The organism is Acinetobacter sp. ESL0695 (genome assembly GCF_029392135.1).
Taxonomy (GTDB): Bacteria; Pseudomonadota; Gammaproteobacteria; order Pseudomonadales; family Moraxellaceae; genus Acinetobacter; species Acinetobacter pollinis.
On sequence record NZ_CP113932.1, the window covers coordinates 195,655 to 215,074 of the forward strand.

Sequence of the window (19,420 nt, forward strand, 5' to 3'; positions counted from 1 at the left end):
CTTATTAAAAATATAACTTGTATACAAGATGGGATTCAATCATGACATTAGATCAGATTTGCGGATGGACAATCCAAGATTGGCAACATGCCTATAAGACTAAAGAAATAAAAATAGAAGATTTAATTAAAATTATTCAACAGCTTAATTTAGAAGATACAGCATGGATTTCAATTGCATCGGATGAGCAAATACAAGCTCAGATTCAAGATATTAAAAACTCTGACATAGACGATTCTGAAAACATATATACACATTTTCCACTGTATGGCATTCCTTTTGCAGTAAAAGATAACATTGATGTAGAAGGTTTTGTATCTACGGCTGCATGTCGTGCACTTAAAGAGGTCGCTTTAGAAGATGCAACTGTGGTTAGAGCATTAAAGAAAGCGGGTGCCATTGTTGTGGGAAAAACTAATTTAGACCAGTTTGCAACAGGTTTAGTTGGTACACGGTCTCCTTATGGTGCAGTTCCTAATACATTTAAGAAAGATTATGTCAGTGGTGGCTCAAGTTCGGGTTCGGCAAGTGTTGTTGCAAGAGGGATAGTCCCATTTGCTTTAGGCACAGATACCGCAGGCTCTGGTCGGGTTCCTGCAGGATTTAATAATATTGTGGGTTTAAAACCTACAAAAGGTCGTTTCTCTAATTTTGGTTTACTACCTGCATGTAAAACTATCGATTGTATTTCTATATTTGCTTTGACTGTCCAAGATGCAGCATACGTTGCAGATTTTATGGAAGCATATGATATGAAGGACAGTTACTCGAGAAAAAACCCAAATACAGCACCTGCGAGCTTTTCATCAAATCTAACATTTGCCATTCCTCGTGTTTTAGAGTTTTTTGGTGATCAATATGCGGAAGAAGCATTTAGTACATCTATTGAAACATTAAAAGCTTTGGGTGTATCTATTGTTGAAATAGATTTTTCACCTTTTGAAAAATTAGCAAAACAGCTTTATCAGGGTGCTTGGGTTGCAGAAAGAACAACGGCTTTAGAGCACATTTTAGAAAATCATAAGCATGACTTTGATGCAGTTGTTCTAGAAATTGTTGAAAAAGGCTATGACTATACCGCAGTAGATGCTTACAAAGCGGAGTATTTAAAGCAAGACTTAACTCGTCAAATTCAAGAGATATTGGCGACAGTAGATGCACTCTGTGTGCCGACTTCACCCACAATTTATACCATTGAGCAAATGAAAAATAATCCGATTAAGTTAAATGCTCAGTTTGGTACATATACTAATTTTACCAATTTGGCAGACTTGAGTGCTTTGGCTTTGCCTTCTCATTTTAGAGAAGATGGTTTGCCTTTTGGTATTACATGTATTGCACCTGCTTGGTATGACACTGCATTGGCAGACTTTGGTATACGTTGGCAGAATCATCTTGCACTTCAACTTGGAGCGACCAGTAAATCCTATGATGTGATCGCAAAGGATTTACCTCTTTCTAAACATCATATTCGTGTTGCAGTAGTTGGCGCTCATTTAACAGGAATGCCTTTAAATTTCCAATTAACATCACGTCAAGCTGTACGCCGTGAGGTGACTAAAACAGCTTCAAATTATTCACTCTACGCATTAAATGGCACTGTACCACCAAAACCAGGATTGGCTAGAGATATTGAAGGTGGAAGTTCTATTGTTGTCGAGCTTTGGGATATCCCTATGGCGAGATTCGGTGAATTTGTTGCAGAAGTTCCAACACCTTTGGGTATTGGAAATGTAGAGCTTGAAGATGGTCGATGGGTAAAAGGATTTATTTGTGAGCCCTACGGCTTGGAAAATGCAGAAAACATTACTCAGTTTGGTGGCTGGCGTGCCTATATTCAACACATCAATTCATCACATCAGGCATAAAAAGGGGTTCCAAATGTTTCATACAGTTCTTGTTGCAAACCGTGGTGAAATTGCTGTTAGAGCAATTCGTACATTAAAAAAATTGGGAATTCAAAGTGTTGCTGTTTATTCAGATACAGATCGCTATGCACAACATGTTTTAGATGCCGATATTGCAATTTCTTTAGACGGAATAAAACCTTCTGATACTTATTTAAACATTGAAAAACTAATTGATATTGCACATAAAACAGGTGCACAAGCAATTTTTCCAGGTTATGGATTTTTATCTGAAAGTGCTGATTTCTCTCATGCATGTGAAGAAAATAATATTGCATTTATGGGGCCGACAGCACATCAAATTTTAGAGTTTGGATTAAAGCATCGTGCGCGTGAGTTGGCTGCCCTTGCCAATGTGCCAATGACACCAGGAACAGGGCTATTAAGTAGTCTAGATGAAGCAAAGATAGCTGCTGAAGAAATTGGTTATCCAGTTATGCTTAAAAGTACAGCAGGAGGTGGAGGAATTGGATTAACACGCTGTGATAATGAACAAGAGCTAATCGATGCCTATGAAAGTGTTAAGCGCTTAGGTGAGCAATTTTTTAAAGATGCAGGTGTCTTTCTAGAGCGTTTTATAGATAAAGCAAGACATGTTGAAGTTCAAATTTTTGGAGATGGTCAAGGGCAAGTCGTTGCACTTGGAGAAAGAGATTGTTCACTGCAACGCCGTAACCAAAAAATTGTCGAAGAAACGCCAGCTGCAAATTTACCAGAAGATACGCGCCAAAAACTACATCAAGCAGCCATACAACTTGGCCAGTCTGTAAACTACCGAAGCGCAGGTACTGTAGAGTTTATTTATGATGCCATTCGAGATGAGTTTTACTTTCTAGAGGTAAATACACGGTTGCAAGTGGAGCATCCTGTGACGGAAATGGTGACAGGCTTAGATCTTATTGAATATATGCTTAAAGTCGCTTCACATGATGACATTGATTGGGAGTATTTGGCACAGCTTAAACCACAAGGGGCTGCCATTGAGGTACGTATTTATGCAGAAGATCCTGTAAGAAACTTTCAACCGAGTCCGGGTGTACTCACAGAGGTCTATTTTCCAGAAGATGTTCGGGTAGACACTTGGGTAAAAACGGGTACGGAAATCTCTCAATATTTTGATCCAATGATCGCAAAAATTATTGTGTATGAAGAAGATAGAACAAAAGCGATTTCAAAACTTAAGCACACACTTGCAGAAACTCGTCTCAATGGAATTAGTACCAATCTAGATTATGCGCGAGAAATTATTTCAGACCATCGCTTTAAAGATATGAGCATATGGACAAGAATGCTTGATAGTTTTGCGTATACGCCTAGAGTCATTGAAGTGATTGACGCAGGTACGTTAAGTTCTATACAAGATTATCCAGGACGTGTTGGCTATTGGGATATTGGTGTACCACCTTCCGGACCTATGGATGATTTTGCATTTCGACTTGCCAATCAAATTGTTGGTAATCCAGAAAGCGCAGCGGGCTTTGAGTTTACACTGAAAGGTCCGATATTTAAGTTTCATGCCGATACAGTGATTGCTTTAACAGGTGCTCCTTGTGAAGCAACAATAGATGGGCATAAAATTAATTTTTGGCAACCGATCAATATCAAAGCTGGGCAAAGACTTGAATTGGGTTATGTTTCATCAGGTTGTCGCACGTATTTATCTGTGCGTCATGGTTTAGATGTTCCATTGTATTTGGGAAGCCGTTCAACCTTTGCACTTGGAAACTTTGGCGGTCATGCAGGTCGTACACTCCGCATGGGAGATACGATTAAAATGGTACATCCAGAGTTACTTACTCATGATGTAGATGTGACGTATCAAGCACCTCGAGCAATCGCTGAAACGCTTATTCCTAATTATGGTAATGAGTGGCGAATTGGCGTGTTATATGGGCCACATGGTGCGCCAGACTTTTTTAAACAAGAATATATTGAAGAATTTTTTGCATCGGAATGGACTGTTCATTTCAACTCAAATCGTTTAGGCATTCGTTTAACAGGGCCAACACCGAGTTGGGCGCGAGAAAATGGCGGAGAAGCAGGGCTTCATCCATCGAATGTGCATGACTGTGAGTATGCAATTGGAGCAATTAATTTTACTGGAGATTTTCCTGTAATCTTGGCAAAAGATGGACCAAGCTTAGGAGGATTCGTTTGTCCAGTAACCATTGCAAAAGCAGAATTATGGAAGGTTGGACAGTTAAAGGCAGATGATAAAATTTCTTTTTATCCCCTAACGGTAAATCAAGCAAATCAACTTGAAAGAGATCAGTTAACAGTTATTCAAAATTTCTCAGACAGTCAAGTGGGCTTAAAGGATTGTCTTGAGGAAAGTTTGGGAACAACAATATTGGCACAGAAAGAAGTGACATCCGTTTCTCCAAAAGCGATTTATCGTCAGGCAGGAGACAGTTATATATTGCTCGAATACGGAGAAAATGTTCTTGATTTATCACTTCGTTTGCGTGTGCATCAACTCATTCAAATGATTCGTGAATTAGATCTCTCGGGCGTATTAGAGTTATCACCAGGGGTTCGATCTCTCCAAATTAAATATGATGGTTTAATCATTTCACAAGCTAAGTTAATTCAGGAGCTCATCTCTTTAGAAGATAAAATGGGAGATTTAAGCCAGATTAAAATCCCTTCGCGTATAGTGCATTTACCAATGGCATTTGAAGACAGTGCCACTTTAGGTGCTGTAGAACGCTATCAAGAAAGTGTATGTGCAAAAGCACCTTGGTTGCCTAATAATGTAGATTTTATACAGAGAATTAATGGTTTAGAACATAGAGATCAAGTTAAAGATATTTTATTTGAAGCAAACTATTTAATTCTTGGTTTGGGGGATGTGTATTTAACAGCACCTTGTGCTGTCCCTATTGATCCTCGTCATCGCTTACTCAGTTCGAAGTATAATCCTGCACGCACATTTACAGCTGAAGGCACTGTGGGAATAGGTGGAATGTACATGTGTATTTATGGCATGGATTCGCCTGGTGGCTATCAGTTGGTTGGTCGTACTTTACCAATTTGGAATAAATTTAAGAAAAATAAGCAATTTGAAAATAAAGAATGGTTTTTACAGTTTTTTGATCAAATCAAGTTCTTTGAAGTGTCTGAAACTGAATTAGATCAATGGCGTTCCGATTTCGAGAATGGTCTTATACACGTTGATATTGAGGAAACAACATTTGATTATGCGGAATATTGTCAGTTTCTAAAGGACGAAGAAGACAGTATTAATACATTTCAGAAGCAACAAAAAATAGCATTTCATACTGAAGTAGAGCGTTGGAAAGATGAAACTATTGCCTCAAATGAAATCATTCAAGATCAATATATTGCTCAAGACTTTAGTCAATATACCGCAGTTAATGCCTCTATGACGGGAAATATTTGGAAAGTATTGGTTCATGAAGGGCAAAATGTGAAGAAGAATGACACTATTGCAATTATTGAAGCTATGAAGATGGAGTTGCCAGTATATGCATCGGAAGATGGTCAGATCAAAGCAATTGTTTGTCATGCTGGTCAAACGGTACATGGTGGAGAACCACTGATTTATATGGAGCCATAATGAGAAATAAAGAAACACTTATACAACGCTCAGATAATTTATCTGAGCTTGTTTATCAAAGAATTAAAAATGATATTTTTGATTTTAAATTGATGCCGAGTGAACGTTTTACAGAATCAGAAATTGCTGAAGTGTATAAGGTGAGCAGAACACCTGTAAGACAAGCACTTTACCGTTTACAACAAGAAGGTTATGTAGATGTTGGATTTCGGAGAGGTTGGCAGGTGAGACCTTTAAATTTTAGATACTACGAAGAATTGTATGATGTACGAATGATCTTAGAAAATATAGCAATTGATATGCTATGTGATTCTAATGGTGAATTACCAATAGATTTAGAAATTTTAAAAGAAAAATGGTGTATTCAACCAGAGCAATATCTTAAGGATTTAAAAACACTGGCGCAGCAAGATGAAGATTTCCATTGTAGCTTGGTACGTGCGGCTGGAAATCAGGAAATGGCACGTATTCACAGAGAACTGAGTGAAAAAATTAGAATTATACGTAGGCTCGATTTTTCTAAGACCTACCGTATTGAAGCAACTTATAGTGAACATCAACATATACTAGAACTGATTTTAAATAAAAATAAAGATGACGCAAAATACATTCTAAATTCACATATTAAAAAAAGCCGTGATGAGGTTAAGAAAATAACTTTAAAAATGCTAGATAATACACAATTTTATTAGAATATGTTTTTATTTTAATTAAATGGTATTTATTTTTTATTTTTATCAAATAATTTAAATATTTTGATATTTATTTTTTATTTTTTTGCAAACCTTATCTAAATTTACTTTCTAATAAATTTTATTATTTAAATTAATTGAAATGATAAATTTTTAATATATTCTAATATTATTGTGATTTATTTTTATTTTTTAAGAAAAAATTAATAATTATTTAAATCTATTAATTTTTTATATTATGATTGAATTCACATTATATTTTAATATTGATTTGTAGTTGTTAGTATAGGCTATATATTTTTTGAATTATCTGTAATTAATTGTGTATAAAACGTATTCATTTTAATAAAATATTATTTTAATAAAGTAACAAATAAATTAATAAAGTAATTAAGGTGAAGTACATGAATAAAATATACAAGGTAATATGGAATGTGTATTTGGGGAAATGGATTGTTGTTTCTGAATTGGCAAAAGGAAAGGCAAAATCATCTTCTAAAGATAATAAAAAGATTGAAACTATAGCGAATAATAAACAATTTTCCTTCTCCAGAATCTTTGTAGCTCTTGCATTAACGGGTTCTAGTCATTTTGCCTATGCAGTAGGTGGATTATACGTAAATGATAGAACAGATTCAGGATGTGTTAGCATTTTGGATCCAGGAGGTATTGGCACTGGCGCTACTAGTGCTTGTCAGGCTAATCCGGCAACTCAGACTGTACAGTCATTATTTTTTGGATCATCTGCAGATGGGAATACTCAAGATGGTTCTTCATCAAGTTTAAGTTTAGGACAATTCCTATATGTAAATGGTGGAAAAATAGGTGTAACTGATGTTTTAGGTAGTACTTATTCAATGCGTTTAGGTAGTCAAGCTACTTTAAATGCAACAGCAGGTAAAAATGCAATAGCAATAGGTTCTGACCAGTCATCGACCTCTGATGGAAGTTCTACAAATGCAACAACAGCTAGTGGAACTCATGCTATTGCAATTGGCTCAGGTTCATTAGCATCAAATTCATATACAGTAGCAATAGGTAATTATGTAACAGCAAGTGGAGCTAGTTCTACAGCTTTAGGATCTGGTGCTAGTTCTACAGGTATTGCAGCTGTTGCTTTAGGTAACAACGCATCTGCATCTGGAGCTAATGCTTTATCTTTAGGTGGAGGTTCAGTAAATGGTAGTGGAACGACTGCATCTGCTAGTCGTTCTATTGCTTTGGGTAATGGAGCTGCAGCAACAGCCACAGATGCTATTGCACAAGGTTCTTCTACTATTGCAAATGCAGCTAGTTCAATAGCTTTAGGTAATACGGCCTCAGTTGATGCAAACTCAGCACAATCAATAGCACAAGGTAATGGTAGTGCGGTGACTTATGCAGCCAATGCACTGGCTTTAGGTAATGGTGCAAAAATTAATGGTGCATCAGGTAATCTCGCTACTGGTTCAATTGCAGTAGGCAATAGTGCAACGGTTGCTGCGGGAGCAACAAACTCTATAGCCCAAGGTAATGGAGCAACGGTTGCTACAGGTGCTTATAACGCTATAGCCCAAGGTAATGGTGCAACAGTATCTAGCATGAACTCTATCGCCGAAGGTACTAGTGCTGTTGCATCTGGAAATGCATCTACAGCATTAGGCTATGTTGCAAATGCAACGAATGCACGTACTGTGGCTTTAGGAAGTAATTCGACGGCATCTGGAAATGCTGCGAGTGCGATTGGATATTACTCAAGTGCTTTAGGTGATTACTCTATAGCAATGGGTAATACTGCATCAGTTGATGCAAACTCAGCACAATCAATAGCGCAAGGAAGTGGAAGTGCTGTGACCTATGCAGCCAATGCACTGGCTTTAGGTAATGGTGCGAAAGTAAACGGTGCATCAGGCAGTCTTTCTACAGGGTCTATGGCACTAGGTACAGGTGCAACGATTGCAGCAGGAGCGACAAATGCAATTGCACAAGGAACAAATGCGGCAGCAAGTAACACGAGTTCTATAGCAATTGGAAATACAGCAAAAGGTTCAGGCATAACAAGTACTGCTATTGGTGCTAATACTGTTGCATCCGATACAAATACAACAGCCGTAGGGAATACTGCGACAGCTAACAAAGAAAAAGCGACTGCAATAGGTTATGGTTCAACATCATCTGGTCTCTACTCAACGTCTGTAGGTAATGGAACGATATCTTCAGGCCAAAGTGCATCCTCATTAGGTGCTGGAGCACAAGCAACGGGGTTAGCTGCAACGGCTCTTGGTAATGATACGATAGCATCAGGTAAAAATGCATTGGCTGTTGGAGGAGGGAATAGTACAGGTACAGGTACAGTCGCTTCAGGAGATGGTTCAAATGCTATAGGCTATCTTGCAACTGCATCAGGTACAAATACAATTGCCTTAGGTATTTCTTCTTCAGTTGATGCAAACTCAGCACAATCAATAGCACAAGGTAATAGTAGTGCTGTGACCTATGCAGCTAATGCATTGGCATTAGGTAATGGTGCAAAAGTGAACGGTGCATCAGGTAATCTTTCTACAGGGTCTATGGCACTAGGTACAGGTGCAACGATTGCAGCAGGGGCAACAAATGCAATTGCACAAGGAACTGGTGCGGCTGCTAGCAGTACAAGTGCAACAGCCATTGGTAATACAGCAAAAGCATCTTCTACAAATACAATTGCTTTTGGAACATCGGCTTCGGTTGATGCGAACTCGGCACAATCAATAGCGCAAGGTAATGGAAGTGCTGTGACCTATGCAGTCAATGCATTGGCATTAGGTAATGGTGCAAAAGTGAACGGTGCATCAGGTAGCCTTTCTACAGGTTCTATGGCATTAGGTACGGGTGCAACGGTTGCAGCAGGAGCAACGAATGCAATTGCACAAGGAACTAGCGCGGCTGCAAATGCAATTAGTTCAATTGCGCTAGGTAATACGGCCTCAGTTGATGCAAACTCAGCACAAGCGACTGCACAAGGTAACGGTAGCACTGTTACCTATGCACAAAATGCTCTAGCCTTGGGTAATGGAGCCACAGTCAAAGGAACATCTGATAGTTTGTCTACAAGTTCTATGGCCATTGGTAATAGCGCAAAAGTAGCAGCTGGTGCAACTAACGCTATCGCTCTAGGGTCAAGCTCTAGTGCAAGTGGTGTAAATGCAACAGCGGTTGGTAATAGTGCAGCTGCAAGTGCAGATAATACGATTGCTCAAGGGACAAGTGCAACTGCAAGTGCATCGGGTGCAATTGCTCAAGGGGTAAGTGCAAATGCATCTGGAAATGCTTCAATTGCATCTGGCTATAATTCAAAAGCTAGTGCTCTTAGATCAAATGCGATTGGTAATAATGCAAATACAGCTTCATCTGATAGTGTTGCATTAGGTACAGCTGCAACCATAGATGCCAATTCAGCACAATCAATAGCGCAAGGTAATGGAAGTGCTGTGACCTATGCAGCCAATGCATTGGCATTAGGTAATGGTGCAAAAGTGAACGGTGCATCAGGTAACCTTTCTACAGGTTCTATGGCATTGGGCACAGGTGCAACGGTTGCAGCAGGGGCAACGAATGCAATTGCACAAGGAACCAGTGCAGCTGCAAATGCAATTAGTTCAATTGCGATAGGCAATACGACCTCAGTTGATGCAAATTCAGCACAGGCAATAGCACAAGGTAATGGAAGTGCTGTGACCTATGCAGCCAATGCATTGGCATTAGGTAATAGTGCAAAAGTAAATGGTACATCAGGTAATCTAGCTACTGGCTCTATGGCAATTGGTAATAGTGCAACGGTTGCAGCAGGGGCAACGAATGCAATTGCACAAGGAACCAGTGCGGCTGCAAGTGCAGTTAGTACTATCGCTTTAGGTAATTCCACAGTTGCCTCGGCGAGTAAAGCAATTGCTATAGGAGACAGTTCTCAGGCTACATCTGCAGAATCTGTAGCAATAGGCTCAGCAGCAATCACCAAAGGTGGAAAGGCTGTTTCGATTGGCTCAGGAAATACAGCAAACGGTGATGGTGCTGTTGCAATTGGGGATCCTAATACAGCAACAGGTGCAGGTGCTGTTGCTACAGGTAAAGACAACACAGCAAATGGTGATGGTGCTGTTGCTTTAGGTAATACAAATACAGCAACTGGACAAGGTTCCTTAGCTATAGGTTATACCTCAAAAGCCGATGCTGCTGGGGGAATTGCACTGGGAAATACTGCACATAGTTCTGCTGCAAATGGTGTTGCATTAGGATCTAATTCTACAGCAACAAATGCCAACGATGTTGCATTGGGCTCTAACTCAACAACTGCTAGCGCAGTTGGAACTTCAAGTGTAACTATTGCAGGCACCACATATACGTTTGCAGGTACCAGTCCAAGTAGTACTGTATCAGTAGGAACTTCAGGAAGTGAACGTACTGTTACAAATGTAGCGGCAGGACGAATAAGCTCTACTAGTACAGATGCTATTAATGGAAGCCAACTTTATGCAACAAATCAAGCGGTAGAAACATTAAATACAACTACGAATAAAGGGCTAAGCTTTTCTTCTGACTCTGGATCAGTAGTGAATAAAAAACTGGGTGATACCGTCGCGATTACAGGCGATAAAAATATTACTACAGCAACTACGACAAATGGGATTCAAGTTACTTTAAATCCAAACGTTAGTGTAACCAGTTTAACAGCAGGTAATAGTTTGTTAAACACAAATGGATTAACCATTACAAATGGACCAAGTGTTTTAGCATCAGGAATTAATGCAGCAGGTACTAAGGTTACGAATGTTGCAGCAGGTACAGCAAATACAGATGCAGTCAATGTGAGTCAATTGAATTCAGCAGCAGCAGCCTCAAAAACACAAGTTGCTGCAGGGACGAATGTTGCGAGTGTGAGCCAAACGACTGGAAGTAATGGTCAGGCTATTTATACAGTGAATGCCAATGGGACAACTGCATCAGCAGGATCAAGTGCATTGACTGTGACCAAAGGTACAACAGATAGCAACAACGTAACTGACTATGCGGTTGATCTTGCACAAACAACAAAAGATGATATTTCTGCAGGTAAGCAAGCCAGTACAGATATAGCAAATAAAGGTTTAACTTTCACTGGAGATAACTCAAGTACGACAGGTGTTAAAAAGCTTGGAGAAACATTAGCAATTACTGGTGATAGCAATATTACAACTGCAGCCACAACCGATGGAGTTCAAGTAAAACTAAATCCAAACGTTAGTGTAACCAGCTTAACAGCAGGTAATAGTGTTTTAACGACTGATGGTTTGACGATTAGTAATGGTCCAAGTGTTTTAGCTTCAGGAATTAATGCGGGAAGTAAACAAATTACTAGCGTTGCAGCAGGTACAGCAGATACAGATGCAGTCAATGTGAGTCAATTGACTTCATCAGCAGCAGCCTCAAAAACACAAGTTGCTGCAGGGACGAATGTTGCGAGTGTGAGCCAAACGACTGGAAGTAATGGTCAGGCTATTTATACAGTGAATGCCAACGGGACAACTGCATCAGCAGGATCAAGTGCATTGACTGTGACCAAAGGTACGACAGATAGCAACAACGTAACGGACTATGCGGTTGATCTTGCACAAACAACAAAAGATGATATTTCTGCAGGTAAGCAAGCCAGTACAGATATAGCAAATAAAGGTTTAACTTTCACTGGAGATAACTCAAGTACGACAGGTGTTAAAAAGCTTGGAGAAACATTAGCAATTACTGGTGATAGCAATATTACAACTGCAGCCACAACCGATGGGGTTCAAGTAAAACTAAATCCAAACGTTAGTGTAACCAGCTTAACAGCAGGTAATAGTGTTCTAACGACTGATGGTTTGACAATTAGTAATGGGCCAAGTGTTTTAGCTTCAGGAATTAATGCAGCAGGTACTAAGGTTACGAATGTTGCAGCAGGTACAGCAGATACAGATGCGGTCAATGTGAGTCAATTGAATTCAGCAGCAGCAGCCTCAAAAACACAAGTTGCTGCAGGGACGAATGTTGCGAGTGTGAGCCAAACGACTGGAAGTAATGGTCAGGCTATTTATACAGTGAATGCCAATGGAACAACTGCATCAGCAGGATCAAGTGCATTGACTGTGACCAAAGGTACAACAGATAGCAACAACGTAACTGACTATGCGGTTGATCTTGCACAAACAACAAAAGATGATATTTCTGCAGGTAAGCAAGCCAGTACAGATATAGCAAATAAAGGTTTAACTTTCACTGGAGATAACTCAAGTACGACAGGTGTTAAAAAGCTTGGAGAAACATTAGCAATTACTGGTGATAGCAATATTACAACTGCAGCCACAACCGATGGAGTTCAAGTAAAACTAAATCCAAACGTTAGTGTAACCAGCTTAACAGCAGGTAATAGTGTTTTAACGACTGATGGTTTGACGATTAGTAATGGTCCAAGTGTTTTAGCTTCAGGAATTAATGCGGGAAGTAAACAAATTACTAGCGTTGCAGCAGGTACAGCAGATACAGATGCAGTCAATGTGAGTCAATTGACTTCATCAGCAGCAGCCTCAAAAACACAAGTTGCTGCAGGGACGAATGTTGCGAGTGTGAGCCAAACGACTGGAAGTAATGGTCAGGCTATTTATACAGTGAATGCCAACGGGACAACTGCATCAGCAGGATCAAGTGCATTGACTGTGACCAAAGGTACGACAGATAGCAACAACGTAACGGACTATGCGGTTGATCTTGCACAAACAACAAAAGATGATATTTCTGCAGGTAAGCAAGCCAGTACAGATATAGCAAATAAAGGTTTAACTTTCACTGGAGATAACTCAAGTACGACAGGTGTTAAAAAGCTTGGAGAAACATTAGCAATTACTGGTGATAGCAATATTACAACTGCAGCCACAACCGATGGGGTTCAAGTAAAACTAAATCCAAACGTTAGTGTAACCAGCTTAACAGCAGGTAATAGTGTTCTAACGACTGATGGTTTGACAATTAGTAATGGGCCAAGTGTTTTAGCTTCAGGAATTAATGCAGCAGGTACTAAGGTTACGAATGTTGCAGCAGGTACAGCAGATACAGATGCGGTCAATGTGAGTCAATTGACTTCATCAGCAGCAGCCTCAAAAACACAAGTTGCTGCAGGGACGAATGTTGCGAGTGTGAGCCAAACGACCGGAAGTAATGGTCAGGCTATTTATACAGTGAATGCCAATGGGACAACTGCATCAGCAGGATCAAGTGCATTGACTGTGACCAAAGGTACGACAGACAGCAACAACGTAACGGACTATGCGGTTGACTTAAGTCAGGCAACGAAAGATAGCTTAGCCAATGCAGACAGTGGATTACAAACCGTGCAAACCCAAGTGGATGGCACCAATGTAAAAAGTATTAGCAAAACGGACAACACTGCAAACTTTGTTAGTGGGACTAACATTAAATTGTCTGACGATGGGCAAGGTGGGATCAAAGTATCGACAGCCGATGACGTAACATTTAACAATGTGAACACCACCAACTTAACAGCAACAGGCACCACTAAATTAGGTGATAACTTCACAGTCAATAGCAGTGGTGCAAGTTATACGGGACCGATCACTAGTGGTGATAACATTACCAACAAGAGTTATGTTGATGCACAATCAGCAGCCTCAAAAACACAAGTTGCTGCAGGGACGAATGTTGCGAGTGTGAGCCAAACGACCGGAAGTAATGGTCAGGCTATTTATACAGTGAATGCCAATGGGACAACTGCATCAGCAGGATCAAGTGCATTGACTGTGACCAAAGGTACGACAGACAGCAACAACGTAACGGACTATGCGGTTGACTTAAGTCAGGCAACGAAAGATAGCTTAGCCAATGCAGACAGTGGATTACAAACCGTGCAAACCCAAGTGGATGGCACCAATGTAAAAAGTATTAGCAAAACGGACAACACTGCAAACTTTGTTAGTGGAACGAACGTTAAATTGTCTGACGATGGGCAAGGTGGGATCAAAGTATCGACAGCCGATGACGTAACATTTAACAATGTGAACACCACCAACTTAACAGCAACAGGCACCACTAAATTAGGTGATAACTTCACAGTCAATAGCAGTGGTGCAAGTTATACGGGACCGATCACTAGTGGTGATAACATTACCAACAAGAGTTATGTTGATGCACAATCAGCAGCCTCAAAAACACAAGTTGCTGCAGGGACGAATGTTGCGAGTGTGAGCCAAACGACCGGAAGTAATGGTCAGGCTATTTATACAGTGAATGCCAATGGAACAACTGCATCAGCAGGATCAAGTGCATTGACTGTGACCAAAGGTACAACAGATAGCAACAACGTAACTGACTATGCGGTTGATCTTGCACAAACAACGAAAGATGATATTTCTGCAGGTAAGCAAGCCAGTACAGATATAGCAAATAAAGGTTTAACTTTCACTGGAGATAACTCCAGTACGACAGGTGTTAAAAAGCTTGGAGAAACATTAGCAATTACTGGTGATAGCAATATTACAACTGCAGCCACAACCGATGGGGTTCAAGTAAAATTAAATCCAAACGTTAGTGTAACCAGCTTAACAGCAGGTAATAGTGTTTTAACGACTGATGGTTTGACGATTAGTAATGGGCCAAGTGTTTTAGCTTCAGGAATTAATGCAGCAGGTACTAAGGTTACGAATGTTGCAGCAGGTACAGCAGATACAGATGCGGTCAATGTGAGTCAATTGACTTCATCAGCAGCAGCCTCAAAAACACAAGTTGCTGCAGGGACGAATGTTGCGAGTGTGAGCCAAACGACCGGAAGTAATGGTCAGGCTATTTATACAGTGAATGCCAATGGGACAACTGCATCAGCAGGATCAAGTGCATTGACTGTGACCAAAGGTACGACAGACAGCAACAACGTAACGGACTATGCGGTTGACTTAAGTCAGGCAACGAAAGATAGCTTAGCCAATGCAGACAGTGGATTACAAACCGTGCAAACCCAAGTGGATGGCACCAATGTAAAAAGTATTAGCAAAACGGACAACACTGCAAACTTTGTTAGTGGGACTAACATTAAATTGTCTGACGATGGGCAAGGTGGGATCAAAGTATCGACAGCCGATGACGTAACATTTAACAATGTGAACACCACCAACTTAACAGCAACAGGCACCACTAAATTAGGTGATAACTTCACAGTCAATAGCAGTGGTGCAAGTTATACGGGACCGATCACTAGTGGTGATAACATTACCAACAAGAGTTATGTTGATGCACAATCAGCAGCCTCAAAAACACAAGTTGCTGCAGGGACGAATGTTGCGAGTGTGAGCCAAACGACCGGAAGTAATGGTCAGGCTATTTATACAGTGAATGCCAATGGGACAACTGCATCAGCAGGATCAAGTGCATTGACTGTGACCAAAGGTACGACAGACAGCAACAACGTAACGGACTATGCGGTTGACTTAAGTCAGGCAACGAAAGATAGCTTAGCCAATGCAGACAGTGGATTACAAACCGTGCAAACCCAAGTGGATGGCACCAATGTAAAAAGTATTAGCAAAACGGACAACACTGCAAACTTTGTTAGTGGAACGAACGTTAAATTGTCTGACGATGGGCAAGGTGGGATCAAAGTATCGACAGCCGATGACGTAACATTTAACAATGTGAACACCACCAACTTAACAGCAACAGGCACCACTAAATTAGGTGATAACTTCACAGTCAATAGCAGTGGTGCAAGTTATACGGGACCGATCACTAGTGGTGATAACATTACCAACAAGAGTTATGTTGATGCACAATCAGCAGCCTCAAAAACACAAGTTGCTGCAGGGACGAATGTTGCGAATGTCAGCCAAACGACTGGAAGTAATGGTCAGGCTATTTATACAGTGAATGCCAATGGGACAACCGCATCAGCAGGATCAAGTGCGTTGACTGTGACCAAAGGTACGACAGACAGCAACAACGTAACGGACTATGCGGTTGACTTAAGTCAGGCAACGAAAGATAGCTTAGCCAATGCAGACAGTGGATTACAAACCGTGCAAACCCAAGTGGATGGCACCAATGTAAAAAGTATTAGCAAAACGGACAACACTGCAAACTTTGTTAGTGGGACTAACATTAAATTGTCTGACGATGGGCAAGGTGGGATCAAAGTATCGACAGCCGATGACGTAACATTTAACAATGTGAACACCACCAACTTAACAGCAACAGGCACCACTAAATTAGGTGATAACTTCACAGTCAATAGCAGTGGTGCAAGTTATACGGGACCGATCACTAGTGGTGATAACATTACCAACAAGAGTTATGTTGATGCACAATCAGCAGCAGCAAAAACAGAGGTTGCTGCAGGGACGAATGTTGCAGGTGTCAGTAAAACGACTGGAACTAATGGTCAAGCTATTTATACAGTAAATGCCAATGGGACAACCGCATCAGCAGGATCAAGTGCGTTGACTGTGACCAAAGGTACGACAGACAGCAATAACGTAACTGACTATGCGGTTGACTTAAGTCAGGCAACGAAAGACAGCTTAGCCAGTGCAGATAGTGGACTACAAACAGTGCAAACCCAAGTGGATGGCACCAATGTAAAAAGCATTAGCAAAACGGACAATACCGCAAACTTTGTTAGTGGAACGAACGTTAAATTGTCTGACGATGGGCAAGGTGGGATCAAAGTATCTACAGCCGATGACGTAACATTTAACAATGTGAACACCACCAACTTAACAGCAACAGGCACCACTAAATTAGGTGATAACTTCACAGTCAATAGCAGTGGTGCAAGTTATACGGGACCGATCACTAGTGGTGATAACATTACCAACAAGAGTTATGTTGATGCACAATCAGCAGCAGCAAAAACAGAGGTTGCTGCAGGGACGAATGTTGCAGGTGTCAGTAAAACGACTGGAACTAATGGTCAAGCTATTTATACAGTAAATGCCAATGGGACAACCGCATCAGCAGGATCAAGTGCGTTGACTGTGACCAAAGGTACGACAGACAGCAACAACGTAACGGACTATGCTGTTGACTTAAGTCAGGCAACGAAAGACAGCTTAGCCAGTGCAGATAGTGGACTACAAACAGTGCAAACCCAAGTGGATGGCACCAATGTAAAAAGCATTAGCAAAACGGACAATACCGCAAACTTTGTTAGTGGAACGAACGTTAAATTGTCTGACGATGGGCAAGGTGGGATTAAAGTATCTACAGCCGATGACGTAACATTTAACAATGTGAACACCACCAACTTAACAGCAACAGGCACCACTAAATTAGGTGATAACTTCACAGTCAATAGCAGTGGTGCAAGTTATACGGGACCGATCACTAGTGGTGATAACATTACCAACAAGAGTTATGTTGATGCACAATCAGCAGCAGCAAAAACAGAGGTTGCTGCAGGGACGAATGTTGCGAATGTCAGCCAAACGACTGGAACTAATGGTCAAGCTATTTATACAGTAAATGCCAATGGGACAACCGCATCAGCAGGATCAAGTGCGTTGACTGTGACCAAAGGTACGACAGACAGCAACAACGTAACGGACTATGCGGTTGACTTAAGTCAGGCAACGAAAGACAGCTTAGCCAGTGCAGATAGTGGACTACAAACAGTGCAAACCCAAGTGGATGGCACCAATGTAAAAAGCATTAGCAAAACGGACAATACCGCAAACTTTGTTAGTGGAACGAACGTTAAATTGTCTGACGATGGGCAAGGTGGGATTAAAGTATCTACAGCCGATGACGTAACATTTAATAATGTTACAGTTGGTGATAGTACATTAACTTCAGATGGTTTAGTGATTGCAAATGGCCCAAGTATAACTAAAACCGGTATTGATGCTGCAGGTACAAAAATAACGAATGTTGCTAATGGTGATATTAGTTCAACCTCTCAAGATGCAGTAACAGGTAATCAGCTTTATGGTTTAGGAAATAACTTAACTCAATTATTTGGGGGTAATGCTACATACTCAAATAATCAGATTAGTTGGACCAATATTGGTGGTACGGGACAAACGACAATTAATGATGCAATTTCATATGTAAATAGTCTAGCAACCACTGCAAATCAAGGTTGGAAAGTCGCTACTGATTCTGGAGTAACTGCCACAAGCACAGTGAAGTCTGGAGATACATTGAATATTAATGGTGCACAATCAAGCGGTGTTACAGTCACTAACTCTGGAAATAATGTGACGGTTGGTTTGAGCAACCAAGTTAAAGTAGGATCTGGAAGCACAGCTATTTCAGTCGATGGTACTACCGGTACAATTCAAACAGGTAGTGTTCAAATTGATGGCTCTAAAGGAAATATTACTGCAGGCCAAGTCACTGTAAATGGTACCGTAGGTACCGTAAATGGTTTATCTAATACGACATGGGATGCAAATAATATTGTTTCAGGTCAGGCTGCGACAGAAGATCAGTTAAAACAAGTTGCCCAAAGTGCAAGTGCAGCTGCTACGCAAGCAAAAACAACCGTAACAGCAGGCGATAACGTTACAGTAACAAGCAGTAAAAATACGGATGGAAGTACTAACTATCAGGTTGCAACCAGTAAAGATGTTAATTTTAATACAGTTACCGCAGGAACTGTAACTACAGACAAATTAACCTCTGGAAATGTCACTATTGATCAAAATGGTATTAATGCAGGTAATCAAAAAGTTACCAATGTTGCTTCTGGCGCAGTTACTTCAACTTCAACAGATGCTATAAATGGTTCACAGCTATATACAAGTAACTCCAATATATATAGTTACTTAGGTGGTGGTGCTGACTACGCAACAAATACAGGGCCGACATACAATGTTGCAGGTGGAACACAAACCAATGTTGGCGATGCCCTAAATGCATTAGATCAGAAGGTCACAAATGTTGGAAATCAACTTGAACAAGCCTTTTATACTACAAATAAACGAATTGACGATTTAGAAAAACACGCGAACGCAGGAAGTGCACAAGCACTTGCTACAGCTGGATTACCACAGGCGTATATTCCAGGAAAAAGCATGTTAGCAATTAGTGGTGGTACATTCCGTGGTGAAAATGGCTATGCGATTGGTATGTCTTCAATCTCAGATAGTGGTAGATGGGTATTTAAAGTCAGTGGCAGTGGAAATTCACGTGGCGACTTTGGTGGAACTGTAGGCACTGGAATCCAATGGTAACGGTTTAAATAAGATTGGAGATAGCTTATGTCTATCTCT

The 19,420-nt window shown here is 40.5% G+C and carries 4 protein-coding genes; all 4 read left to right on the top strand.

Going from position 1 to position 19,420, the window contains the following annotated elements:
* The first annotated feature begins 41 nt into the window (after positions 1–41).
* The 4 genes from atzF (at position 42) to OZX61_RS00965 (ending at position 19,381) form a co-directional block, all read left to right on the top strand.
* Positions 42–1,868: an allophanate hydrolase gene (gene atzF, locus OZX61_RS00950; protein ID WP_277095014.1), complete on the top strand. Its 1,827-nt coding sequence runs from the start codon at positions 42–44 to the stop codon at positions 1,866–1,868.
* 13 nt (positions 1,869–1,881) lie between these two features.
* A complete protein-coding gene (gene uca, locus OZX61_RS00955) occupies positions 1,882–5,487 on the top strand; it encodes an urea carboxylase (protein ID WP_277095015.1) in 3,606 nt (1,201 codons plus the stop codon).
* Complete coding sequence (locus OZX61_RS00960) at positions 5,487–6,179, top strand: GntR family transcriptional regulator (protein ID WP_277095016.1); 693 nt, start codon at positions 5,487–5,489, stop codon at positions 6,177–6,179. Before uca ends, OZX61_RS00960 begins: the two co-directional genes overlap by 1 nt.
* A gap of 404 nt (positions 6,180–6,583) precedes the next feature.
* Complete coding sequence (locus OZX61_RS00965; RefSeq protein WP_277095017.1) at positions 6,584–19,381, top strand: ESPR-type extended signal peptide-containing protein; 12,798 nt, start codon at positions 6,584–6,586, stop codon at positions 19,379–19,381.
* Positions 19,382–19,420: the final 39 nt, after the last annotated feature.

Coding starts and splice junctions, on each gene's coding strand:
- atzF (WP_277095014.1), top strand. CDS start 42: ATGACATTAGATCAGATTTGCGGATGGACAATCCAAGATTGGCAACAT.
- uca (WP_277095015.1), top strand. CDS start 1,882: ATGTTTCATACAGTTCTTGTTGCAAACCGTGGTGAAATTGCTGTTAGA.
- OZX61_RS00960 (WP_277095016.1), top strand. CDS start 5,487: ATGAGAAATAAAGAAACACTTATACAACGCTCAGATAATTTATCTGAG.
- OZX61_RS00965 (WP_277095017.1), top strand. CDS start 6,584: ATGAATAAAATATACAAGGTAATATGGAATGTGTATTTGGGGAAATGG.